Below are 23,144 nucleotides of genomic sequence, written 5' to 3' on the forward strand. Positions count from 1 at the left end.
GAGGGGGCGGGGCGGCTTTGTCGGTCAGGCGAGGGCGGGGGTGAGCTGCAACGTGTCGAGAAAGTGCTCGAGGATGAGGTTGGGTCTGCGCCCTTTGCGGGTCGCGATGGCGAGCTTGGAGTCGAAGTACAGCCTGCCAGGGTCGAGAGGTGCCATCAGGCCTTTCTCGACCCAGGTCGCGGCGTAGTGATCCGGGAGAAACCCGATGTAGCTGCCCGTCAGGATCAGGAAGGCGATGCCTTCCCGGTCGGTCGCCGATGCCGCAACGTTGAGCAGCTGGTGCAGGCCGATCGCTTCAGCCGTCATGCGGTAGGTGGGCACCACGGCATCGGCCAGGGACAGTGCGTCGTCGCTGACGTCGGCCGCCTGGGCGAAGAGCGGGTGCTCATGGCTGCAGTACAGCTGGGAGCGCTCCTCGTACAGCAGGCTGTAGTCAAGCCCCGACAGCGGCGAAATCAGCGGCACGACCCCCACGTGGAGGTGGCCGTCCAGCAGGCCGCGCTCGATTTCTCCCGGGGTACTCATGCTCAGGTTGATCCGCACGCCACGGCCTTCGGCGCGTACCGCTTTCAGGGCATGGGTGATGCGCATCTTGGGCTGGGTCACCAGGTTGTTCACGATCGCCAGATTGAGGTCGCCGCGCAGGTGCTGATGCATCTGGTTCACTTCACTGCGAAACCCTTCGATGGCGACCAGGACGGTTTCACTGGCGCGCAACACTTCACGCCCCTGATCGGTCAGCGCGAAGCCGGCGCGGCCGCGCTGGCAGAGCCGCATGCCCAGGCGTTTCTCCAGGTCGCCCATGTGCAGGCTGATGGCCGAACGCGTGATCCCCAAGGCGCTTTCGGCGCCCGAAAAACTGCCGCACTCTGCCACGGTCTTGAAGACCCGCAGGAGCCTCAAGTCAAAATCGCTGATCTGCTGTAGCGGTATTTTTTTTGTCATGCGTGAGCGATCCGATAACTGAGCGAAAGAGAATATAGATTTAACGCATGTGATGTTCCGGCACAAGCTAGGCCCATTCTCCACGCTCAGGATCCCGGTCATGAACCAGGCCTTGCACACCCCGTCATCGTCGGCCAGTGGTCTCCAGTTCGAATCGCACTGGATCGTCCATTCGACGCCGTGGGTGAAGCCCTGCACGGTATCGACTGATCAGCACACTTTCGCGCGACGGGCGCTTACTCACTACAACAACTAGACAGCTTGGCATCAAGCTCGAGGAAAGAAGATGGCAACGATCAAGCACTTGATCCACGGTGAGCACATCGCGGACGACGCCCGCACCACGGAGGTGTTCAATCCATCCACTGGCCAGGCTATCCACACGTTGGGCCTTGCGAATCGCGCCATGGTGCAAAAGGCCATCGACTCGGCCCAGGCTGCCTTTCCGGCCTGGCGCAACACGCCACCGGCCAAGCGTGCGCAAGTCATGTTCCGTTTCAAGCAACTGCTGGAGACGAACGAGCAGCGTATTGCCCAGTTGATCAGCGAGGAACACGGCAAAACCCTCGAAGATGCCGTGGGGGAACTCAAGCGTGGTATCGAGAACGTCGAATTCGCCAGTGCCGCCCCCGAAATCCTCAAGGGCGAGTACAGCCGCAACGTCGGTCCCAACATCGATGCCTGGAGCGACTTGCAGCCCATCGGCGTGGTGGCCGGTATCACGCCGTTCAACTTCCCGGCCATGGTGCCACTGTGGATGTACCCACTGGCCATTGCCTGCGGCAACTGCTTCATTCTCAAGCCCTCCGAGCGCGACCCCAGTTCGACGCTGCTGATCGCCGAGCTGCTGCACGAAGCTGGCCTGCCAAAAGGCGTGCTGAACGTGGTACACGGCGACAAGGAAGCAGTGGACGCGCTGATCGAAGCCCCTGAAGTGAAGGCTCTGAGCTTCGTCGGTTCGACCCCGATTGCCGAATACATCTATGCCGAAGGCACCAAGCGCGGCAAGCGTGTCCAGGCCCTGGGCGGCGCCAAGAACCACGCGGTGCTGATGCCGGACGCCGAGTTGGACAATGCCGTCAGCGCGTTGATGGGCGCCGCCTATGGTTCGTGCGGCGAGCGCTGCATGGCGATCTCTGTGGCGGTGTGCGTTGGTGACCAGGTGGCGGACGCCCTGATTGCCAAGCTTGAACCGCAGATCAAAGCGCTGAAGATCGGTGCTGGCACTTCCTGCGGCCTGGACATGGGCCCCCTGGTCACCGCCGCTGCACGTGACAAGGTCCTGGGTTATATCGATGACGGGGTTGCTGCCGGTGCCAAGGTCGTTGTAGACGGTCGTGGCTTCAAAGTGGCGGGCAACGAAGACGGCTATTTCGTGGGCGGTACGCTGTTCGACCGCGTGACGCCGGAAATGCGCATCTATAAGGAAGAGATCTTCGGCCCGGTACTGTGCGTGGTCCGCGTGAACAGCCTGGAAGAGGCCATCAAGCTGATCAATGACCACGAGTACGGCAACGGCACCTGCATCTTCACCCGCGACGGTGAATCAGCGCGTCTGTTCTGCGACGAGATCGAGGTGGGCATGGTCGGGGTCAACGTACCCCTGCCGGTCCCGGTCAGTTATCACAGCTTCGGTGGCTGGAAGCGTTCGCTGTTCGGCGACCTGCACGCATACGGCCCGGACGGCGTGCGCTTCTACACCCGCAAGAAGGCCATCACCCAGCGTTGGCCCAAGCGCACCAGCCACGAAGCGGCGCAGTTCGCGTTCCCGAGCAACAGCTAAGCGCGCATCAGTTCGGGTGGCAGCGCCATCGGCCGTTCTGACGGAGACCAGCCGATGGCGCTGCTACTCACCCCGTACCGTGACTGGGCGGGCCTTACCTTCTCACCCTTCGTCAAAAGCCTTGGCTGGAGACCTTGCCGCCACCACGCTGGCGGCTTTTCTTTGCCGGGCCGAACCCTCAAGAGGTCGCTGAGCATCATGGCAATCACCAACGCATACGTTAAAGGTCTGGATCGCGACTACGTATTTCATTCGTGGTCGACTCAAGGGGCACTCGATCCACTGGTCATCGCCGGTGGCGAAGGCTGTACCGCCTGGGACTTCGACGGCAAGCGCTACCTGGACTTTTCCAGCCAGCTGGTCAACACCAATCTGGGCCACCAGCACCCTGCGGTCGTCGTGGCGATCCAGGAGCAGGCCGCTACGCTGACCACCGTCGCCCCGGCCACGGCCAACCTGGCACGCGGTGAAGCCGCCAAGCGCATCATCGAGCAGGCGCCCGCCGGCTTCAAGAAGGTGTTCTTCACCAACGGCGGCGCCGACGCCAACGAGAACGCCATCCGCATGGCCCGGCTCTTCACCGGTCGCGACAAGGTACTGTCGGCCTACCGCTCCTATCACGGCAACACCGGCTCGGCCATCGTGGCCACCGGTGACCCGCGTCGCGTACCGAACGAATATGCCCGCGCGCATGTGCATTTCTTCACCCCGTACCTGTACCGAAGCGAGTTCAGCGCGCAGACCGAGGCCGAAGAGACCGAGCGCGCCCTGCGTCACCTGCGTCGGGTGATCGAGAGCGAAGGTGCGGCCTCGATCGCGGCCATCCTGCTCGAAAGCCTTCCGGGCACCGCTGGCATCCTGATGCCGTCCGCCGCCTACATGCAGGGGGTGCGTGAGCTGGCCACCGAGTTCGGCATCCTGCTGATCCTGGACGAGGTGATGTCAGGGTTCGGTCGCACCGGCAAGTGGTTCGCCCTGGAGCACTACGGCGTGGTACCGGACCTGATCACCTTCGCCAAAGGCGTCAACTCCGGCTATGTCCCTGTCGGCGGTGTGGTGATCTCCGAGTCGATCTCCCGTTATTTCGACACCCATTTCTTCCCCGGCGGCCTGACCTATTCCGGGCACCCGCTGGCGATGGCGTCGATCATCGCCTCGATCGATGCGATGCGCGAAGAACAGGTGGTCGAGCACGCGCTGACGATCGGCAGCCAGGTATTGGGGCCACGTCTGCGCGAGCTGCAGCAGCGTCATGCGGTCATCGGCGAAGTGCGCGGTGCCGGCGTGTTCTGGGCGATCGAGCTGGTCAGCGATCGGCAAAGCCGTGCGCCGCTGGCGGCCGACAAGATGCAGGCGATCAAGGCCATGCTGCTGGAACGCGGGTTGTTGCCGTTCGTGGTCGAGAACCGCATTCACGTCGTACCCCCGTGCGTGGTCAGCGCCGCTGAAGTCGAGGCAGGCGTTGCCATTCTGGATGAGGTGATCGGTGCGGTCATGGACTGACTGGCCATAGAGCCCGCTACCTGTCTTGGGTAGCGGGTCCCGGAGGCGCCTTTGCTCAGCGCTGTCGCTGCCAGGTTTTCCAGGACACGAAGTGGAAACGCCCCGTTCCGGCATCAGGCCGGAACGGGGCGTTTGAGGTTCTGCCTAGCGCTGAGTGTCAGCCAGGAACAGCCAGGTTTCGATCACCGAGTCCGGGTTCAGCGACACACTGTCGATACCCTGTTCCATCAGCCACTTGGCCAGGTCCGGATGATCCGAAGGCCCCTGGCCGCAGATGCCGATGTACTTGCCGGCCTTGTTGCACGCGGCGATGGCATTGGCCAGCAGCTTCTTCACCGCAGGATTTCGCTCGTCGAACAGGTGCGCAATGATACCCGAATCGCGGTCCAGGCCCAGGGTCAGCTGGGTCAGGTCGTTGGAGCCGATGGAGAAGCCGTCGAAGTACTCGAGGAACTCATCGGCCAGCAGCGCGTTGGACGGCAGCTCGCACATCATGATCACGCGCAGGCCGTTGTCACCACGGGCCAGGCCGTTCTCGGCGAGCAGGTCGACCACCTGGCTGGCCTCGCCCAGGGTGCGCACGAACGGCACCATGATCTCGACGTTGGTCAGGCCCATCTCGTTGCGCACGCGCTTGAGCGCCCGGCATTCGAGCTCGAAGCAGTCGCGGAACGCCTCGCTGATGTAGCGCGAGGCGCCGCGGAAGCCCAGCATCGGGTTTTCTTCTTCCGGCTCGTAGAGCTTGCCGCCGATTAGGTTGGCGTACTCGTTGGACTTGAAGTCCGACAGGCGCACGATGACCTTCTTCGGGTAGAAGGCCGCGGCCAGGGTGCTGATGCCCTCGACCAGTTTCTCGACGTAGAAGCCCACCGGGTCGTCGTAGCCGGCGATGCGCTTGTCGACGCTGTCCTTGAGCTCCGGCGGCAGACCGGCGTAGTTCAGCAGCGCCTTGGGGTGCACGCCGATCATGCGGTTGATGATGAACTCCAGGCGCGCCAGGCCGACTCCGGCGTTGGGCAGCTGGGCGAAGTCGAAGGCCCGGTCGGGGTTGCCGACGTTCATCATGATCTTGAACGGCAGCTCGGGCATGGCATCGACCGAGTTCTGCTTGATGTCGAAGCCCAACTCGCCTTCGAAGATGTAGCCGGTGTCGCCTTCGGCGCAGGACACGGTCACGCCCTGGCCGTCCTTGAGCAGCTGGGTGGCGTTGCCGCAGCCCACCACCGCCGGGATGCCCAGCTCGCGGGCGATGATCGCCGCGTGGCAGGTGCGCCCGCCGCGGTTGGTGACGATGGCGCTGGCGCGCTTCATCACCGGTTCCCAGTCCGGGTCGGTCATGTCCGAGACCAGCACGTCGCCTGGCTGGACCTTGTCCATCTCGGAAACGTCCTTGATCACCCGCACCTTGCCGGCGCCGATGCGCTGGCCGATGGCCCGGCCTTCGACCAGCACGGTGCCCTTCTCTTTGAGCAGGTAGCGTTCCATGACGTTGGCGCTGGAGCGGCTCTTCACCGTCTCAGGACGCGCCTGGACGATGTACAGCTGGCCGTCGTCACCGTCCTTGGCCCACTCGATGTCCATCGGCCGCTGGTAGTGCTGCTCGATGATCATCGCTTGCTTGGCCAGCTCCGCGACTTCGGCGTCGCTCAGGCAGAAGCGCGCGCGCTCGGCGCGGTCGACGTCGACGGTCTTGACCGAGCGACCGGCCTTGGCTTCGTCGCCGTAGATCATCTTGATCGCCTTGCTGCCCAGGTTGCGGCGCAGGATCGCCGGACGCCCGGCCTGCAGGGTGGCCTTGTGCACGTAGAATTCGTCCGGGTTGACCGCGCCCTGGACCACGGTTTCGCCCAGGCCGTAGGCGCCGGTGATGAACACCACGTCACGGAAGCCCGACTCGGTGTCGAGGGTGAACATCACCCCGGCGGTGCCGGTTTCCGAGCGGACCATGCGCTGCACGCCGGCGGACAGGGCCACCAGCTTGTGGTCGAAGCCCTGGTGCACGCGGTAGGCGATGGCGCGGTCGTTGAACAGCGAGGCGAAGACTTCCTTGGCGGCGCGGATCACGTTGTCCACGCCACGGATGTTGAGGAAGGTCTCCTGCTGCCCTGCGAACGAGGCGTCCGGCAGGTCTTCGGCGGTGGCCGAGGAGCGCACGGCGACGGCCATGTTGTCGTTGCCGCCGGCCATCTCGGCGAAGGCGCTGCGGATCTCGGCGTCCAGGCGAGGCGGGAACTCGGCGTCCATGACCCACTGGCGGATCTGCGCGCCGGTCTGAGTCAGCGCGGCGATGTCGTCGACGTCCAGGGCATCCAGGGCAGCGTGGATACGGTCGTTCAGGCCACTCTGCTCGAGAAAGTCGCGGTAGGCTTGAGCCGTAGTGGCGAAGCCGCCCGGCACCGAGACGCCGGCGCCGGCGAGGTTGCTGATCATCTCGCCGAGGGATGCGTTCTTGCCCCCTACGTGCTCCACATCATGGACGCCGAGCGTCTCGAGGGACACCACGTATTCCGTCCTAGTCGATTCTCCGGTACGTGTTACAGATCGCATCATCAGATCGTTCATGGTCATTCTGCTACGGGAGCCTTGTGTTGTACGCGTTCAAGGGGAAGGTGCGACGCCTTGCGGGTGTTCATCAGGCCCAGGCAGACGATCACGATGGCCAGCAGGCCCGTGGCGGTGATTTCCGAACGGTAGGCGTCGATGAAGAACATGCTGATCAAGGCGCCGCCGATGAACAGGATCACTGCCCAGGTCAGCCACGGGAACAACCACATCCGAAAGCCCAGCGCGTCTCCGGCGGCAAGCACCTTTTTGCGCAGGCGCAACTGCGAGATGGCGATCACCAGGTACACCAGCAGTGCCACGGCGCCCGATGTGGAGAGCAGGAACTTGAACACGTGTTCAGGGGCGAAGTAATTGATGAAGGTGGCCAATACCCCCAGCACGGTGGTGCAGGCCACCGCCGCAACGGGCACCTTGGCGAGGTTGACGCGCGTCAGAACGCGCGGTGCATCACCGCGCCTGGCCAGCGAGTAGAGCATTCGGGAGCCGGTATAGACCTGGGAGTTCATGCAACTGGCGACCGCCAGCAGTACTACGATGTCCATCAACAGCTTGGCATTGGGGATGTGCATGATTTCCAGGGCGCGCTGGAACGAGCCCACTTGCGGCAGGCGCGGGTCGTTCCACGGCACGATGGACAGAATCATGACGATCGACAGCAGGTAGAACACGCAGATTCGCCAGACGACCGAACGGGTGGCGCGAGTGATCTGCCGGGCCGGGTTCCTCGACTCGGCAGCGGCGATGGTGACCACTTCGGCGCCGATGAAACTGAACATCGTCGTGAGCATGGCGCCGACGATCGCACCCGCCCCATTGGGCGCGAAACCGCCATGCAGCGCCATCAGTTGCCCGAGGCCACTGACCTCGCGGTCCGGCAACACCCCCAGCAGTGCAGCCGCGCACAAGGCGATGAAGGCGAGGATGGCGACGATCTTCACTAGGCCGAACCAGAACTCGAATTCGCCATAGCGCGCCACGCTGAAGAAATTGGAGCCGGTCAACAGCAGAATCACCGCCGAGGCAATCACCCAGGTCGGTATGCCCGGTACCCAGGCGTTGATGATGTTCGCCGCGGCAATGGCTTCCAGGGGGATCGCCAGTACCCAGAACCACCAGTACAGCCAGCCGATGCTGAATCCTGCCCACGGCCCGATGGCGCGGTCGGCATAGGTGGAGAATGAGCCGGTGTCAGGAGAGGCCACCGCCATTTCGCCCAGCATGCGCATCACCAGCACCACCAGGGCGCCGGTGAAGAGGTAGGCCAGCAGTGCCGCCGGCCCTGCCTGGGCGATCGCATGACCAGAAAAGACGAATAACCCGGCGCCGATCACGCCAGCGATCGACAACATGGTGACATGGCGCTGTTTCAGGCCCGGTGCAAGTGAGTTGTTGGACATGGATAGACTCATTAATTGTTTTTGGAGCGTTCTGATCCGTACATCGCGCGGCGCCGCGGCCGAATCGCTTGCTCGGCACGCGAAGGCCTGCCGCGTAGCCTTAAAAGGGCGATTCGGTGTCGAGCGAGAGCCCCGTGGGGTCCTGGTCGAGCAGTGTGCAGAGCGCCTCGACCACGATCTGATGATCCTGTCTGTCCGGAAGGCCGGATACGGTGACCGCGCCGATGACGCCGGCACCACGTACGGTGATCGGAAACCCACCCCCTGCGCTGGTGTAGTCGACCGGTGAGAGCGCGTAGCGTTGCGTCATGTCGTCAGCATCGAGCGCCAGCTGATAGCGCAGACGATAGGAACTGCGCAGGAAACGCTGCACGGTATTGGCCTTGCGTCTGATCCACGCGTGATTGTCCGAGGTCACGCCCGGACGGGCAGCGACGAACAAGGGGCGGTCGAAACGCCGTATGTCGATCGCCAAGGGCCACGCGTGTGCGCTCGCCCGGTCGTAGAGAAGGCTGCCAAGCTGCCAGGCATGCGCTTCATCGAACGCTGGAAATTGAAGGATTTCTTCCTGGCGAATCAAGCGCGCCAACTCGTCTTTCAAGTGCATACCCATCTCCTTCTCACTGGCTCACCGCAGGCCAGTGTGCTGTCGATCACTACAGAATGGGCGCAACATTGGGTGAGTTAAATGCATATTTTCTTACGTTTATGTGCAAATCGACTTTCCCATTCAGTGGACTTTCAGCACAAAGCGTCTTGAGCCAGGAATGACAGTTGAAGAGCTTCCAATACGCGCTGAAGTCTGTTGACAGGTTCTAGCATAATTTTTATCTTGAGTGCAGCGATGCACACAAAATCGCATGCACGCAACCGTCGTACCTTCCTGCCAAGAACAATCATTTTCAGTGAGGTCCAACCATGTCTCGTCCAACGCTGTTGTCCTTCAAAGCCTTTATCGTCAGTGCCAGCCTGTGTGGCGCGCTGCTCACTCAGGCGGCTGCTCAAGCCGCTGAAACTTCTCTATGGCAGGACGTGCAGAAAGCAGGCGTGCTTCGCTGCGGCGCAGCGGTGGCTGCGCCCTATGTCATGCGTGATGTGAAAACGGGTGACTACAGCGGTTATTTCGTGGACCTCTGCCGCGACTTCGGCGAGAAGGTGCTGAAGGTCAAGGTCGCCTTCGTGGACACGAACTGGGACAACCTGGTGGCCGGGCTGCAGAGCAACAAATGGGATTTGGCAATGGCCCTCAACCAGACCCCCGAACGCGCGCTGGCCGTGGGTTTCACGGTACCGGCCACCGATTATCAGGTGTCTCTGCTGGTGAACAAGGCCAACCCCAAAGTGGCGCAAGCAACGGACGACATCGCCACACTGGACAAGCCGGACGTCACCTTTGCGGTCATGTCCGGCACCGCCCAGGACAAGGCCATCTCTTCCGTGGTGCGCAACGCAAAGATCATGCGCTTGCCTGGCATGGACGAGGCGCGTCTCGCCGTGATGTCCAAGCGCGCCGACGTGCTGGTCGATGCCAGCGACACGAATCACTTGTTCGCACTGGCCAACCCTGACTGGACCCGCGAAATCCTTCCGAAACCGGCATTGGCCAAGCAGGGCGTCTCGTTTGGCGTGCGCCGCGACATCTCGGCTGCGGATCTTGAAGTGCTCAACATCTACCTGCGCCAGCGCCGCGACACCGGGGAGATCCAGCAACTGGTCGACAAGGCGTCGACGCAGGCGAACGCCGCCAAATAAAGGTACCGAAAGCCGCTTGCCCACCCAGGCGCGAGCGGCTTCTCTTGATTTCGACAATGGAAGGTGAACGCTCATGAGTGACACGAAAGGCCCGCTCGCGGGGCAGACCGTCTTGGTGACCGGGGCATCGGGAGGCATCGGCGCTGCCATCGTCGAGCAGTTGGCAGCCGAAGGCGCTCGTCCCGTCATCCACTACAGCCGTGACGCACAAGGTGCCCAGTACCTGTTGGACCGAATCGGAGGCAATGGCTGGATCGTGCAAGGCGACCTCAGCGATGCCTACGGCCCTGAGCGCTTGTGGAGCGCTGCCCTCGAGGTGAGCGGCGGGCGGATTCACGGGCTCATCAACAACGCCGGCATCCGCACGGAGATACCGCTCGAGGCACCGTCTACCGAATGGCGTGACGCGTGGCGTCGCGAGTTCCAGGTCAATTTCTTCGCCGCGGCCGATCTCTGCCGTGAGGCGGTTGCCCACTACCGTGACCAAGGAGGCGGGCGCATCATCAATATGGCCAGTCGCGCGGCTCAACGGGGTTACACCGCTGGCGCGCTGCCCTACGGTTCGAGCAAGGCCGCGCTGATCAACCTGACCAAGTCCCTCGCGCGCAGTGTCGCCGGTGACGGTATCGTGGCGGTAGCGATTGCGCCTGGGTGGGTGCGCACGGACATGGCCGAACAGTTCATCGCCCAGCATGGGGAAGCGGCGGCCGTTGCCGATATTCCCGTAGGGCGCATGGCGAGTCCTGCCGAGATCGCTGAGTTGGTCGCATTCACGCTGCGCCCCTCCCAGGCGTCGCTGAACGGCGCCACGCTGGATGTCAATGGAGGGAGTTATATCCGTTGACTTGCATTGGGGGCGATCTTTCATGAGGGAGTAGCGTGCCTGGGGTGGGGAGGCCTCATGCACGCTTTGTCCTTTTCGGACGTGGAGGCGCCTCTTCGAATGCTTCAGGTGGAGGCGGTGCAGCCTTGACATTGAAGAGGCGGCAGATGACGTACCAACACAGGGCAACGGTGAGGTTGTAAGGGAACAGCAGGGCCCAGAAGGGCAGTTGCCAGTTCTTCTTGCCCTGCATCTCGCCCGGTTCGCCGGTCCGCCAGGGGGCGTAGTGACGCCAGGCTTCGGTAGGGGTCAGGCAGATGGCGTGGAGGGGACGGTGCCACCAGTTGGGTTCGCTGGGCGGGGGGAGTTTGTCGAGGCCGTGGTCCATGAAGTGACGTAGGTATTCCCAGACTTCGGCGACGTATTGGATGTCGGGTTCGGTGGGTTCGTTGCTGTCGATCCAGAGGCAATCACCTTCATGTAGCGTTCCATCTGCTCGACGAGCTGAAAAAGCAAGCGCATAGCTAGTATTGAAAGCGTGACCGTTGAATTCTCTTTTTTTGAGTAGGCCTCCTTCAGTGGCTGTCCAGTTGAAGCAGATGAGTGTTCGATTACATTGATATAAAATTTTCTTGGTGCTTCGGTTTAAGAAAATGTCCGAAAGTTTTGTTATGTGGAATATCCGATAGGCCAAAAAAGGTGTGAAGATAAAGGGTGTTAGTAAGAATTTTAGTAGCGAATGCGTGTCCTTAAGGGCTAAGAGTCTATAGTCGAGTTCAAATATATCGGGATAGCAGTAGAGCATTAACCCTATTGTCATGGCTGTGTAGAGCTTGGCCATGAAGACAGAATCTGCGATCCACGGGTTGTACAGGCGTAGTGTATGTTCGGAGAGGTCCGAGAGTTGCCCTTTAATGGCAGGGCTATGGCCCGAGCAAGTGGTTGTGGTGAATAGCCAGTGGGTTGTCATGTTAGTGCTTGATATTCAAATTCGGGTCAACGTTTTTCGAGCGTGCAGGCGCTTCTTCGAACGCTTCAGGCGGAGGCGGTGCTGCCTTGACATTGAAGAGGCAGCAGATGGCGTACCAGCACAGGGCGACGGTGAGGTTGTAAGGGAACAGCACGGCCCAGAAGGGCAGTTGCCAGTTCTTCTTGCCCTGCATCTCACCCGGTTCGCCGGTTCGCCAGGGGGCGTAGTGACGCCAGGCTTCGGCAGGGGTCAGGCACATGGCGTGGAGGGGACGGTGCCACCAGTTGGGTTCGCTGGGTGGGGGGAGTTTGTCGAGGCCGTGGTCCATGAAGTGTCGCAGGTATTCCCAGACTTCGGCGACGTATTGGATGTCAGGTTCGGTAGGTTCGTTGCTATCGATCCAGAGGCAGTCTTTTTGATGGAGGGTGCCGTCTGCGCGAGGTGGGGCGAAGGCAAGAGCGTAAACAGTGCTGAAAGATGAGCCGCTGTTTTCGATACGCCTGAATAGACCCCCTCTTGTGCGAGGCCATTCGAATACAAGTGTTTTGCTTATGCGTCTGTAATAGATTTTTTTAGTCGATCGATTCAAGCAAAAGCAAGACAATTTTTTGATGAAATATATGCGATACAGTAGGAGAGGGAGGAAAATGAAAGGGGCGATCAGGGTGATAATAATGAGTACGATATTAGGGTCTCGAGGGTTTTGAATTATTTCAGGTAGGAAAGCTGGGTAAATCATTACTAAGAGCGCAATGGTCATTGCGCAATAAAGTTTGGCCATGAATACAGAATCTGTTACCCAGGGGTTTCTCAGCTGCAAGGTTGTGTTGGATGCCTGTATTAGCTGTCCGTTGATAGCGGGAGTATGGCCCGATTTTGAATTAGGATAAAATGTCCAAAGAACTGCCATTTTAACGCTCAAGTTTAAATGTTGAATGATTTTCGGTTTTGCTGTCTAATTCCTGATTGGTCATGTAAGGGAGTGTCAGCCTCGCAGAGTGCTGAGCGGTCAGCGTTTTCTTATAGTGAACAATTAGGCCGGCAGCGGTTAGGTAAACGGTAGCTGGCTCAGTATGGGCTTCAGGTCCATTGCTCCTGCTGAAGGTCTCCATGTGCCCTGACCATGTACTTACGCCCAATAAGAAACCTGGTAAAAAGACCGAGAACTCGACGGTAGGTGTTTGAGTATTCTTCTGACCAGCAGGGAGCCAGTCATTCGCAGGTATCCAGTGGGGACGGTTACGCCATGACGTATCAATATTTTCTACGCCGAGTGAGCGTGCTTGTTTGGCTGACAACGGTTTGGTGGAGTAATAGATAGCATGCTGCAAGGAAGGGATGTCCTGCTGCATCGCGACGTCTGCCTCGATACAACGAAAGCTCACCATGCTTTTTGGACACAGGATCATGGCATAGCGTACGAGTAGTACAGGGATGCGTGCATTGCAGGCAGGGTTGGACGTGGCACGGCTGATGTAGGAACCACTCATACACGCTTCCTCTTTTTCGGGCGTGCAGGCGCCTCTTCGAATGCTTCAGGCGGAGGCGATGCTGCCTTGACATTGAAGAGGCGGCAGATGACGTACCAACACAGGGCAACGGTGAGGTTGTAAGGGAACAGCACGGCCCAGAAGGGCAGTTGCCAGTTCTTCTTGCCCTGCATCTCACCCGGTTCGCCAGTTCGCCATGGGGCATAGTGACGCCAAGCTTCGGCAGGGGTCAGGCAGATGACATGGAGGGGGCGGTGCCACCAGTTGGGTTCACTGGGAGGGGGGAGGTTGTCGAGGCCGTGGTCCATGAAGTGGCGTAGGTACTCCCAAACTTCGGCGACGTACTGGATGTCGGGTTCGGTGGGTTCGTTGCTGTCGATCCAGAGGCAGTCTATTTGGTGAAGAGTGCCGTCTGCGCGGCGTGGTGCGAAGGCGAGGGCGTACATAATGGTAAATGAAGATCCGCTAAATTCTGTACGGCGAAGTAAGCCGCCCCTGATATCCTTCCACTCGAAAGTCAATGCTTTTCCAAAGCGTTGGTAATAGATTCTTTTGGTTTTCCTATTAAGGTAAAATGAAGAAAGTTTTTTTATGAAAAAAATTCGATACACTAAGAAAGGTGTAAAAAGAAGAGGTGAAAGTAGAATTGTAATTGCAAGTGTGTAGTCGCCGTCGTAGTTAATGTTGTATAGAAAAGCGATGGGTGCTGTGAAAAAGGCTTGAGCTAGCATCATTGCAGTATAAATTTTCCCCATGAAAACCGAGTCGCTAACCCATGGGTTTCGCAAGCATAAATAAGTGTCTGTAATGAAAGATAATTGTCCCGATATTTTAGGTGTTGCTTCTTGTTTTATATGAGGTGTGAAAATCCAAGCGACCGACATATCAGTTTCCTAGTGTAAAGCTTGCTTTGATTGAGGGGTTTGTGATTAGTCCCTGGTTAGGTTGATATGTGATGTCAAATGTAATGCTTGTTTTTTCATTTACTGGGCGCCTAAAGTTAATAACTATGCCTGCTTCAGTAATGTAGCAAGAAACTCTAATGGCTTGTCTGTTTTCAGGAGTTTCTTTTGGGTGGGTTTCGTACGTGGCTGACCATGTACTTTGTCCTATAATAAAATATTTTAAGAGTACCGAAAGCTCTACTGAGTTTTCAAGGGTGTTTGCCTTGTGGTAAATGATGGAATTCCAGTCAGGAAGACGTCCTATATCGTTGTTGATCCAGATGCTATCAAGGTCTTTTAAGCCAAGTGTGCTTGTGTCCTTTTTTGATAGCATCATGGGTGAGTAGAAATGGGCATACCATTCTTCAATCTCCTCACGAATACTTGAGTATCTGAAAAGTTTATTATCATGGTCGAGAAGCACGCCCTCCCTTGATTCCCCATCATTTTGACGCGTGCCATAAATGCTTCTTGCGGCCCACAGCTCTCTAGGTGTGTGGATGCGTTCATATGCTTTAGCGTGAAAATAAAGACCGACGCCAATCAAAGCTGTGCCTGTCAGCAGAACTGCCGCAATTATCCAGCCCGCAAAAGGAATGATGGAAGCTAAGCCTGACATGGCCAAGCTGCTTTCCAATATAAAAATAGAACCGATGCCGATAGCTGTGCCGCCTTGCATCGTAAACTGTGAGGCGATTTCGTCGCCATTCTCCTTTTGGCGTGCTGCTTTGTTAGAGTCTGAGGACCATCCTAAGAAAATGCCTGGGTAGCTTGAAAATCTAGCAAATAAGTTGCTTCCCAAAAACCTTATAAGTCCATTTCCAAACGCCATTCCCGGTGCCGTCGATCCTAATTTAAGCATTACGAGTTTCTGCGTTGCTCTCGCGCTTATCAACGTTGCCGATGCCGCACTCAGTACGCCAAAAATCGACGCCGCAAACCCCAATTGATACTCTGCCGCATCGCTTGCCTGCAGACTGTTATACGCCCCCTGCAACGAGATCAGATTGAACACCAGCATCCCTGCGTTCAGCACGCCGCCGCCGCCCGACGTCAACATTCCCAGCAACTTGGGCTTGACGCGTAAGGTAGTCGTCAACTCAACTCGGACAGTCCGGCTCCCCGAGATACGTAGCTCATTCATCTCTTCGACGTGCGCCATCCCACTTTTCAGATACCTCTGTACCTCTTTGCTAAACGCACTCTCCTGAATCGATTGCTCGGTCACCCCATACCTTGCGGTCAATAACCCCAACGCTTTTTCGAGATTGGCGACACGCGCCGCCGCCTGCACCTGCTGATGCAACGAGCGGCTGGCATCCCAGCGCGTCTTGCCTCGCAACCGTTTGAGCGACACCGTGTGCACCGTCTGCGCAGTCAGGTCGGTGATGTTGGCCATGGCCGGGAAACGGCCGAACAGGCCTTCGATCACGTTGTCGCTGGCACCGAGCAGGCTGCCGACCGCATCGGCCTTGTCCTTGAACGGATTGAACGGCGCCAGGGCGGTGTAGAGCGGGCTCTCGTGCTGATCCAGCCACCGCTCCAGGCGCTGGAAGCGTCGGTCCTGCTCTTCGGTGCCGAGCGCAGGCTGGCCCATGGGCAGGATCATCAGCGCCAGGGCGATTTCCAACCCACGGGCCGAAGTCAGGTCATCACGGTCATAGCAGGCCAACGCCGCTGCCAGGCTGTAAGGGTCGTCCACATGCTGCGCCTCGGCCGTGGCCAGCCACGTGTCGTGGTCGTCACTCGCTTGCAGCGCCAGTTTGCGCAGCGCGTCCAGACGACGCTCCATACTATCGCGCTCGGCGAGAAAGCTCAGGTACTTGGGGGTATCCAGGCGCAACCGCAGACGCGCCCCGTCGGGCGAGTACTCTTCATGGGTGAGTGCATGAAACCGTGCGAGGGCGAGCGAGTCGCACGCATCGGGCCCTCTGCCCATCTCCCTCATTACCGCTTCCAGTGAAGGCGAATCCGCCGGATACAGGCTTTCCAGGGTCTTGTTCAGCAGCAGCGCAATGAGGTTGCGGTGATGGAAATCGCGGCTTTTGGCGCTCAGCCTTTCGACATCCAACTGATAACACCCCGGTACGCACGCCTGCTCCGAACCTTGCGCCGGCTGGGTATGTTCCAGTTGCTCGGAAGGCATGAGGTCGCGCAGCTGATGCTGATAGGCCGAGACCGACAGGCTCAGGTCCAGCGTCAGGCCTTCGGCATCGGGCAGGGCGATCACCACGGGTACTTTAGGCTGGCTCCATGGATAGGCCCGCGCCATGGCGCTGAGGTTGCCGATGGGCAGGCTTTCGGTGATCGGGTGGCTGCTCCAGGTCAGGGACATGCGTCGATGGGCCGGCTTGAAGTCCTCGACCCAATGTTGCACGGCGTCCAGGGGCAGGACGTGCGCTTGCGTGGAAGGCTGCTTGTCGCCCGCGATGAGCTCGGCCATGTCCAGGCGGCGCATATGGCGCATGCGCAGGGCGACCGACCCGGTGATGCGGGCGGTCATGGCGTTGGTCCAGAGATGGGGGCTGTAGCCGATCCACACCTCCTGGGCCGTGTCCTGGCATGTGTCGGCCCACACCCAACCCAGGCTCCGACTGGTGCGGTAGCGGTCACGCCGGTGGTAGTGGTCCAGTCCTTGGTAGCGCAATTCCTTGTAGTGGCCGTCGCCATCGTATTCGTGGATGACCAGCTTCTCGCCCAGCGTGCCCTTCATGAACACATAGACATAGCCAGGCCGCAGGGCGCGTAGGGTATAGGCCGCATGCTGCAGGGCGGGCAGGCCTTGTTCCAGCGCGAAGCCTGCCTCGGCGTAGCGAAAAGCGGGCGCGCCTTCCATGCGCGGGACCACGGCATAGCGCACGGGCAGGATCGGGATGCGTGCACTGCAGGCAGGGCTGGACGTGGCGCGGCTGACGGAGGCTTCAGTCATGGTTGCGTGCCCTCTCGGCGATCAACGCATGCAGTTCCCGGAGGCGACCCTGTGGCGACTCTATGAGGTTGGTGTAGATCGCGACTGCTGCTTCATCGTCCATCAGCCACAGGTGTTCGGCGATCAGGTGCACGAACGGCCTCACGGTGTCCTCTTCGAGGAAGTTGATGGCTTTCAGCTGTGGCAACAAGGTGTCTATCCAGGCCCGCAGATCAGCCAAGGCATGACCTGCATGAGTCGGCATGGCCGAGACCTCATGTGTCAGCGACAAGACGAAGTGCTCGTGCACACCCTGGTCCAGTCGAGCCAGCTCAGAAGCGTCCAGTGTCAGGACCGAAGCGTCACGGGAGCGCGAGGGCGTAGGGCTGCGCTCGAGCGCGTACCACTGCTGGGCAGGGCCCCAGCAGGTACACCAGGCCAGTCGCGACAGCGGCCCGAGCCACGCGGTGTGATTGTCATCGCTCAGGGCCTCGAGCCAGGCCGGAAGATGATCGGGCCTGAACTCGAAAAGACCGGTGCTCTGGTCGGGAAGCGTGATCTGCACGAGGCTGGTCAAGTGATCGGCCAAGGCCTCGAGGCCGATGTCGGCGTCGAGCGCGATGGCTGCACCGATCGGCATCCAGGTGGTGATTGCATGGGTCAGCAGCTCGGGTGCCCGGGACGCATCGACCAGAAGAGGGCCGAACTCATGGCGCTCGTCCAGCGCGCTGCGTTTCCATATCCAGGCATAGCGTGCCTGACGGCTGACCGCATTGAGCAGCTCGAGGACCGAAGGCGCATAGGGCGAGATCAATGGGCCCTGCCGCGGAATGGGCCGGTACGCCCAGTACTCCAACGTATGGGTCAGCAACAGCAGGAAGCGGCAGTCATGGCGTATGCGTTCGTCTGGCTGGTATCGGCGGTAGGCGGTCATAGGGTCGCTCCTTTGAGGCAGCGGCAATCGGGCAGGCTGCACTGACCGTTCTCCAGGCGTCCGCACGGGCGCTCGAGCGGCGTGCCGGTCGTGGGCGTACTGTCGAGAGAGAAGGGGTTCTTCACACCTCCGGCCGACTGAATCACCTGGCCGTTGAGGCGTATCGTCGGGCTGTCCAGCGTGATGCCGTTCTCGTCGATGCGAATGGCACCGCCCGGCCCCTGGATCACGACGGTTTCCGCCGTTCGCAGCAGATAGCGTTTGGTCTGTCGGCGAATCTCCATGCCTGCATCGAGTTCGGCATGGCCCTCGACCTGCTGCTGCAGGTTGCCGCCGATGCGCACGTGGTGATTGGCGGTGATCTGGTCGTGGCGATGATTGCCGATGGTTTCCAGACGGTCCTTGCCAATGGTGATGTTCTGGGTGCGCCCGATATTGAGCGTGGCATCCTGTCCGATGGTGACGCGCTCGTCGTGGCCGACCGTTTCGTCACGGTCATGGCCGATCAGGATCGACTCGTCGTTCTGGACCGTTTCCCTGCGGTCATGGCCGACTTCGGTGGTTTCATCGTGCCTGACCACGATGTTCTGATCGCGCTGGGCATGGATGAACACTTCTTCCTGCCCCAACTCATCCTCGAAGCGCAGCTCGTTGAAGCCTTCACCCTTGTGGGTCTGGCTCTTGATGGTCATGCGCGTCTTGTGCGCGGGCAGGTCGTAGGGCGGTAGCTGATTGCCGCAGTAGGTGCGACCGATGATCATCGGTTGATCCGGGTCGCCGTTGACGTAGTGAATGACCACATCCTGGCCGATCCGCGGAATGGCCATCGCGCCCCAGCTGCCGCCGGCCCAGCTCTGGGCGACACGTACCCAGCAGGAGCTGAATTCGTTGTCCTGGCTCTCGCGATCCCAAGGAAAGCTGACCTTGACCCGGCCCCACTCGTCGCAATAGATCTCCTCGCCAGGTGGGCCGACCACGGTGGCCATGTGCGGCCCGTCGATGCGTGGCTTGTCCAGGGGAGCAGGGCGCCATTCGATCCTGCCGGGCACCAGTTCGGCGGTCTGGGTATAGCGCGTACTCTGGTCGAGGTTCGCGGCTTCTTCCTGAAGACAGCTGAACTGGCTGCCTTCGTGCACGACCGTGATCGTGCGCCAGTGTGTGTTGAAGTCATCGCGCGGATGGCCTTCGAGGGTAAAGCTCAGACCAGGCTGCAAGCGGACATCGTCGCCCTCGACCTGGGCGACACGCACGTCATGGCGCAGCGCCGTGATGCGGGTCTCGGTGAACGGCTTGCCCACGGCATCGCGCTTGTAGCGGCCGGGATAGTCGAAGCGCTCGTAGTCGCTGGACTGGTGTTCGAGGTACGGACCACAGGCGCTGTGCTCCTGCCGATAGGTGGGGTGCAGGAAGGTATGATCGCGCTGCACCTGGCAGGCCGTGCGTACCTGCTCGCTGTAGCGCAAGCGCCGCAAGCACGGGGTAGCCTGGTCACCCCCGCGATTGGCGTGATACAGCACGCTGCAGGCGTCAGGCTGTTCGTCGTCGTCAACGTCGTGCTGGCTTTCATGCGCACCGTCGGTGGCTTCCTGGCTGATCGTGCCCAGCGCCAACAACCGATCTGTGATGATCAATGTGTGACCGTCGACACTGTGTGCAAAGCGATACACGAAGCCTTCTTCGGCTGCCAGGCGTTCCAGGAAGTCCAGGTCCGTCTCGCCGGCCTGCACGCAGAATTCGCGAACGCCGTGTTCTCGGCCGGACTGTATCTGAAATTGCGTGATGCCTTGCCGCTTGAGCATGAGCTCGAGGATGTGCGGCACCGTTTTCTGCTGGAAGATGCGCCAGTTCGAGCGAAGGCGCGCGCGCGCCAGTCGCGGCTCGATGAGTGCCTGGTAATAGGTACGGTGAAAGCCGCTTTCCAACTGACTGAGACGGCTGACCACGCCGTGCACATGACGCCTCGGGCGACCGCTTTCCCATATGGTGAAGAGCGCAGGCTTGTCGAGCAGGGTGCCGAAATCGATGTCGCTTTGATGACTGACCAGTTGCAGTTCCAGCGCGAACGTCTGGCTGATCGCTTCCTTCAACGAGAACGACACCACATCGAGCACGACATTGCCCACACTCGGTTGGAAGCTGTAACGAAGGTCGGATTGGCGAGGCATGGTGGGGTCCTAGTTCACTGACCGAAGCTCGGAAGTCCGGGCGCTATCGCCCGGACGGTCTTGTTTCTTCAGCCTGCCGCCGCGGGCTGAAGCGTGGCTGCACCTGCCTCTTTCGGTTTACGCCAGTCGTCCGAGCCGGAGGTATTGGCAATGAGGTGCTCCCAGGTGATGCCGCGGTAGGTCATGGACACCTTGAGGAACTGCGTGAAGTCCTTGTTGTTCTTGTCTTGGGCGTGAGGCATGACCAGATCGATATCGACGATGATGGCGTTGGTCAGGATGGTGGTGAAGAACCGTTCCTGCTTGCCCTCGATGGAGGTTCGATACCAGCTGAGCTCCACGGTCGGAAGCATTTCGCCGCTGGTTAGCGCGTTGTACAGCAGGGGTGTTGCCTTGTTGAGGGCGCAGGTGAATGTCAGGGGGCCATGCACGCGTTGTCCGGCAGGCTGACCGCTCTGGGGGTCGGTGGGTACGCTGATGTGATGGCTGATCTCTTGAACCAATATCTCGTCTTCGTGACCCTCCACGAAGATGTTGCCGACAGATTCGGCTGTGAATGCACCTTGAGTGATGTGGCCCTGAGTCTCTCCTCGGATGGAAATGTAGGCGGGTGTTGGCATGGCTTTCTCTCCTGCGCCAGGTGGATAAAACGCGCTCCCAAGAGGGGGCGTGGCCATCGCGATGGATGGCATGTCAGCGAGGCTATGCCTCGCCAGGTTCATCGAGTGTTGATCGGTCACTGCAAGAGGATGCTGCTCAGCGATGCCAACACTTCGGTGGTGATCAGGTGCAGCCGGTAGCTGTAGAACCCGTAGGCCGCGCCCAGGGCCACGCCACACAGCGCCAACGGACTCCACCAGGGCCATTGCCGATCCAGGCGCATGTTGCGCGCAGCGACGTGGGTATAGGGGTCACAGACAGCTTGCGGCGCGGGGCCCCGCAGTTCGCGAATCAGGTCGTGAAGCTGATGGATCAAGCCGTTCAGGGTTTCCTCGCCTTTGGGCGCGATGGCGTACTTGCCCTTCAGGCCCAGGCACAACGCGAAGTACATGAACTCCAGAACGTCCTGATAGCGCCGAGGCTCGCGCATCAGCCGGGAAAGCACGGTGAATACCTTCTCGCCACCCCAGGTTTCATCGTGGAAGATGCTGAGCAGAGGTGTCTGGCTCCAGCAGCTGTTCATGCCCCAGGGCCGCTCCATCACGGCTTCATCGATGTACAGGCACAGGCCGTACGAATAGGCGAGCCAATGGGCAGGCTCATAACCGTGCTGGCGCATCTCTGCTTGCACGTTGTCGATCTGGGCGCGCACCTGCCGATGGACCGCGTCGATGTGGGGGAGCGCATCCAGGGTCCGCAAGCGCATGACCAGCCCGAACAGCGGCATGGCAGCGTCCAACATCCGGTTCTCATAGGCGCCTCTGAGCTGAAAATCCGGATCGGCTGCATAGCGTTCGTGATCGAGCGCTGATGATGGGACGCGCGCGTTTGACGCGGACAAGCTGGGCTCGTGCCGGCTGTCGGCGGTGGGCCTTGCCAGTGTGGAAGGCAGTTGCGAGCCTGCTGCGCCATTGGAGGCAGAGTGCATCCTGTTCGATGGCTCCATGTCATTCACTCCTGATCGCCCAGAGCTGCAGCTCGAGTCCTGGGAACTCCCCGGCGACATGAATCCCGAAGCCATGAGCGGTGCTCATGCACGCCCATGCCGGATCGCGTCGGTCCAGTTCGAAGTAGCTGAAGCCGGCATGGAAGGGCAGGTCGCGCGGCGCCACGGGCAGCGGTAGCAGCGGGATGCCCGGCAATTGCAGAGGGACGAGGGCATTCAACGACTCCAGGGAGGTCACCTTGGCCTTCTGCACGAAGGTCTGGCGCAGGACAGGAGGTGGCAGGTCGGCGCGTACGGCCAGGATGAATTCGGCGTCTTCGATGAGGCGGCGATCGTCCAGGGTAGTGGTCAGGACGCCATAGCCCAGTGTCTCCAGGGGCAGAGAAACGGCACGTGGACGCAGGACGGTACTCAAGGCCCGGCGTAAGGTCTCCTGCAGCGGCTTGAACGAGGTGCGCAGGGCATCGTGTTGATACGCCGGATAGGCGTTCGGCAGTCGGCTGTCATCAGTGAAGGTCACCAGTTCGCCACAGACCTGGCTCATGTACAGGTACAGCTGCTCGGGATGGGTCTGACGGTGTCGGGTCATGTGCTGGAAGCAGGGCCACCACCGATTCAGGGCTTGCAGCAGATTGAAGTCGCGGATGTCGGCAATACCGGACTGGCCCGATTCACCGAGCCGGATTGCCAGGTTGCGTGCGCGCTCACGCAGGGTGTGGGTGATTTCCTCGAGAAAGCGATACAGCGCCGGCGCCGCGCGTACCGACACGCACGTGGGGTAGAAGTCCTCGTCCAATCGCAAGCTGCCATCCTGGCGACGCTCCAGAATGCGGGCCAGGGCCAGGCGGGTGCAGGCGCTGCTGTCTTCGGTCGTGCGCTTGAGTTGCAGATTGGGCACCGCCACGTCGATGGACGCCAGGTCGCCATCGGCACTGTGCGTGTCCTTGATATCCTGTGCCTGAGCGACGTAACGCACGTCTGCAGCGTCCTCGGGCCAGCTCACTTCGCGGCCACCCTCGTTGCGCAGGGGCAGGCACAGGTAGACCTCGCTGTCCTTGGCGCCGTCATCACGAATGTCCAGCGGCGGTGGTGGCGGCAGATCGCCGGGTATGTCGAAGACCGTGCCATCCGGCATGATGCCTCGTGCACGGGTGATGGCGATCTTGCCCAGACTCAGGTACTCGTCGTTCAGCTGCAGCTCGCTGAAGCCATAGAAGTCTGCATCGAGACTGCACAGGCGCTGATGCAGGGCAGCTTCACTGGCCCGAGCGGCCTGCTGAAAGTGTTGCGGCCTGACGAACAGGCCTTCGGGCCAGAGAACGGGATTGCGAGAGCTCATGGGCGCTCCGTATCGACATG

At 60.3% G+C, this 23,144-nt stretch carries 17 protein-coding genes; 4 read left to right on the top strand and 13 right to left on the bottom strand.

All coding sequences use genetic code 11. The annotated features are described in order from the left end of the window. Window positions 1–24: 24 nt before the first annotated feature. Entirely contained in the window at window positions 25–945 is a 921-nt protein-coding gene (locus tag APT63_07900) for a LuxR family transcriptional regulator (GenBank protein AMA45559.1), read from the bottom strand. A gap of 286 nt (window positions 946–1,231) precedes the next feature. On the opposite strand from APT63_07900, the gene APT63_07905 reads away from it, so the two are divergent. Then, window positions 1,232–2,728, top strand: a complete 1,497-nt coding sequence (locus tag APT63_07905; GenBank protein ID AMA45560.1) for a methylmalonate-semialdehyde dehydrogenase — start codon at window positions 1,232–1,234, stop codon at window positions 2,726–2,728. Between the two features lie 198 nt (window positions 2,729–2,926). Then, a complete protein-coding gene (locus APT63_07910; GenBank protein AMA45561.1) occupies window positions 2,927–4,231 on the top strand; it encodes a hypothetical protein in 1,305 nt (434 codons plus the stop codon). 144 nt (window positions 4,232–4,375) lie between these two features. Here the strand turns inward: APT63_07910 and APT63_07915 are convergent, their stop codons facing one another. The 3 genes from APT63_07915 to APT63_07925 all read right to left on the bottom strand — a co-directional run bounded on the left by APT63_07915 (window position 4,376) and on the right by APT63_07925 (window position 8,800). Then, on the bottom strand, window positions 4,376–6,781 hold the full coding sequence (locus tag APT63_07915; GenBank protein ID AMA47820.1) for a phosphoenolpyruvate synthase: 2,406 nt from the start codon (window positions 6,779–6,781) through the stop codon (window positions 4,376–4,378). Window positions 6,782–6,795: 14 nt separating this feature from the next. Beyond that, window positions 6,796–8,193: a GABA permease gene (locus tag APT63_07920; GenBank protein AMA45562.1), complete on the bottom strand. Its 1,398-nt coding sequence runs from the start codon at window positions 8,191–8,193 to the stop codon at window positions 6,796–6,798. Between the two features lie 100 nt (window positions 8,194–8,293). After that, window positions 8,294–8,800, bottom strand: a complete 507-nt coding sequence (locus APT63_07925) for a hypothetical protein (GenBank protein ID AMA45563.1) — start codon at window positions 8,798–8,800, stop codon at window positions 8,294–8,296. Between the two features lie 311 nt (window positions 8,801–9,111). Between APT63_07925 and APT63_07930 the strand changes: the two genes are divergently transcribed. Together APT63_07930 and APT63_07935 are read left to right on the top strand one after the other, a co-directional pair. Continuing rightward, the gene (locus tag APT63_07930) at window positions 9,112–9,945 is read left to right on the top strand and encodes an amino acid ABC transporter substrate-binding protein (protein AMA45564.1); all 834 of its coding nucleotides are present in this window, start codon (window positions 9,112–9,114) and stop codon (window positions 9,943–9,945) included. Between the two features lie 73 nt (window positions 9,946–10,018). Then, the gene (locus APT63_07935; protein ID AMA45565.1) at window positions 10,019–10,789 is read left to right on the top strand and encodes an epimerase; all 771 of its coding nucleotides are present in this window, start codon (window positions 10,019–10,021) and stop codon (window positions 10,787–10,789) included. Between the two features lie 55 nt (window positions 10,790–10,844). Here APT63_07935 and APT63_07940 read toward each other — a convergent pair whose 3' ends face one another. The 9 genes from APT63_07940 to APT63_07980 form a co-directional block, all read right to left on the bottom strand. Beyond that, window positions 10,845–11,156, bottom strand: a complete 312-nt coding sequence (locus tag APT63_07940) for a hypothetical protein (protein ID AMA45566.1) — start codon at window positions 11,154–11,156, stop codon at window positions 10,845–10,847. A 583-nt stretch (window positions 11,157–11,739) separates the two neighbouring features. Then, complete coding sequence (locus APT63_07945; GenBank protein ID AMA45567.1) at window positions 11,740–12,066, bottom strand: hypothetical protein; 327 nt, start codon at window positions 12,064–12,066, stop codon at window positions 11,740–11,742. 1,158 nt (window positions 12,067–13,224) lie between these two features. Continuing rightward, a complete protein-coding gene (locus tag APT63_07950; GenBank protein AMA45568.1) occupies window positions 13,225–14,112 on the bottom strand; it encodes a hypothetical protein in 888 nt (295 codons plus the stop codon). Window position 14,113: 1 nt separating this feature from the next. Next, a complete protein-coding gene (locus tag APT63_07955; protein ID AMA45569.1) occupies window positions 14,114–17,101 on the bottom strand; it encodes a hypothetical protein in 2,988 nt (995 codons plus the stop codon). Then, window positions 17,094–18,014: a hypothetical protein gene (locus APT63_07960; GenBank protein ID AMA45570.1), complete on the bottom strand. Its 921-nt coding sequence runs from the start codon at window positions 18,012–18,014 to the stop codon at window positions 17,094–17,096. Before APT63_07960 ends, APT63_07955 begins: the two co-directional genes overlap by 8 nt. Beyond that, window positions 18,011–20,179, bottom strand: coding sequence for a type VI secretion protein VgrG (locus APT63_07965; GenBank protein ID AMA45571.1), 2,169 nt, complete (start codon window positions 20,177–20,179; stop codon window positions 18,011–18,013). Before APT63_07965 ends, APT63_07960 begins: the two co-directional genes overlap by 4 nt. 68 nt (window positions 20,180–20,247) lie before the next feature. Continuing rightward, complete coding sequence (locus APT63_07970; GenBank protein ID AMA45572.1) at window positions 20,248–20,799, bottom strand: hypothetical protein; 552 nt, start codon at window positions 20,797–20,799, stop codon at window positions 20,248–20,250. Between the two features lie 116 nt (window positions 20,800–20,915). Continuing rightward, the gene (locus tag APT63_07975) at window positions 20,916–21,785 is read right to left on the bottom strand and encodes a type VI secretion system protein (protein AMA45573.1); all 870 of its coding nucleotides are present in this window, start codon (window positions 21,783–21,785) and stop codon (window positions 20,916–20,918) included. A gap of 1 nt (window position 21,786) precedes the next feature. Continuing rightward, on the bottom strand, window positions 21,787–23,124 hold the full coding sequence (locus APT63_07980; GenBank protein ID AMA45574.1) for a type VI secretion protein: 1,338 nt from the start codon (window positions 23,122–23,124) through the stop codon (window positions 21,787–21,789). Between the last annotated feature and the right edge of the window lie 20 nt (window positions 23,125–23,144).

This window comes from Pseudomonas monteilii (assembly GCA_001534745.1).
GTDB classification, from domain to species: domain Bacteria; phylum Pseudomonadota; class Gammaproteobacteria; order Pseudomonadales; family Pseudomonadaceae; genus Aquipseudomonas; species Aquipseudomonas alabamensis.

Bases quoted from the DNA above. Each gene is read 5' to 3' on its own strand.
- APT63_07900 (AMA45559.1), bottom strand. From the start codon at position 945: ATGACAAAAAAAATACCGCTACAGCAGATCAGCGATTTTGACTTGAGG.
- APT63_07905 (AMA45560.1), top strand. From the start codon at position 1,232: ATGGCAACGATCAAGCACTTGATCCACGGTGAGCACATCGCGGACGAC.
- APT63_07910 (AMA45561.1), top strand. From the start codon at position 2,927: ATGGCAATCACCAACGCATACGTTAAAGGTCTGGATCGCGACTACGTA.
- APT63_07915 (AMA47820.1), bottom strand. From the start codon at position 6,781: ATGATGCGATCTGTAACACGTACCGGAGAATCGACTAGGACGGAATAC.
- APT63_07920 (AMA45562.1), bottom strand. From the start codon at position 8,193: ATGTCCAACAACTCACTTGCACCGGGCCTGAAACAGCGCCATGTCACC.
- APT63_07925 (AMA45563.1), bottom strand. From the start codon at position 8,800: ATGCACTTGAAAGACGAGTTGGCGCGCTTGATTCGCCAGGAAGAAATC.
- APT63_07930 (AMA45564.1), top strand. From the start codon at position 9,112: ATGTCTCGTCCAACGCTGTTGTCCTTCAAAGCCTTTATCGTCAGTGCC.
- APT63_07935 (AMA45565.1), top strand. From the start codon at position 10,019: ATGAGTGACACGAAAGGCCCGCTCGCGGGGCAGACCGTCTTGGTGACC.
- APT63_07940 (AMA45566.1), bottom strand. From the start codon at position 11,156: ATGGACCACGGCCTCGACAAACTCCCCCCGCCCAGCGAACCCAACTGG.
- APT63_07945 (AMA45567.1), bottom strand. From the start codon at position 12,066: ATGGACCACGGCCTCGACAAACTCCCCCCACCCAGCGAACCCAACTGG.
- APT63_07950 (AMA45568.1), bottom strand. From the start codon at position 14,112: ATGTCGGTCGCTTGGATTTTCACACCTCATATAAAACAAGAAGCAACA.
- APT63_07955 (AMA45569.1), bottom strand. From the start codon at position 17,101: ATGACTGAAGCCTCCGTCAGCCGCGCCACGTCCAGCCCTGCCTGCAGT.
- APT63_07960 (AMA45570.1), bottom strand. From the start codon at position 18,014: ATGACCGCCTACCGCCGATACCAGCCAGACGAACGCATACGCCATGAC.
- APT63_07965 (AMA45571.1), bottom strand. From the start codon at position 20,179: ATGCCTCGCCAATCCGACCTTCGTTACAGCTTCCAACCGAGTGTGGGC.
- APT63_07970 (AMA45572.1), bottom strand. From the start codon at position 20,799: ATGCCAACACCCGCCTACATTTCCATCCGAGGAGAGACTCAGGGCCAC.
- APT63_07975 (AMA45573.1), bottom strand. From the start codon at position 21,785: ATGGAGCCATCGAACAGGATGCACTCTGCCTCCAATGGCGCAGCAGGC.
- APT63_07980 (AMA45574.1), bottom strand. From the start codon at position 23,124: ATGAGCTCTCGCAATCCCGTTCTCTGGCCCGAAGGCCTGTTCGTCAGG.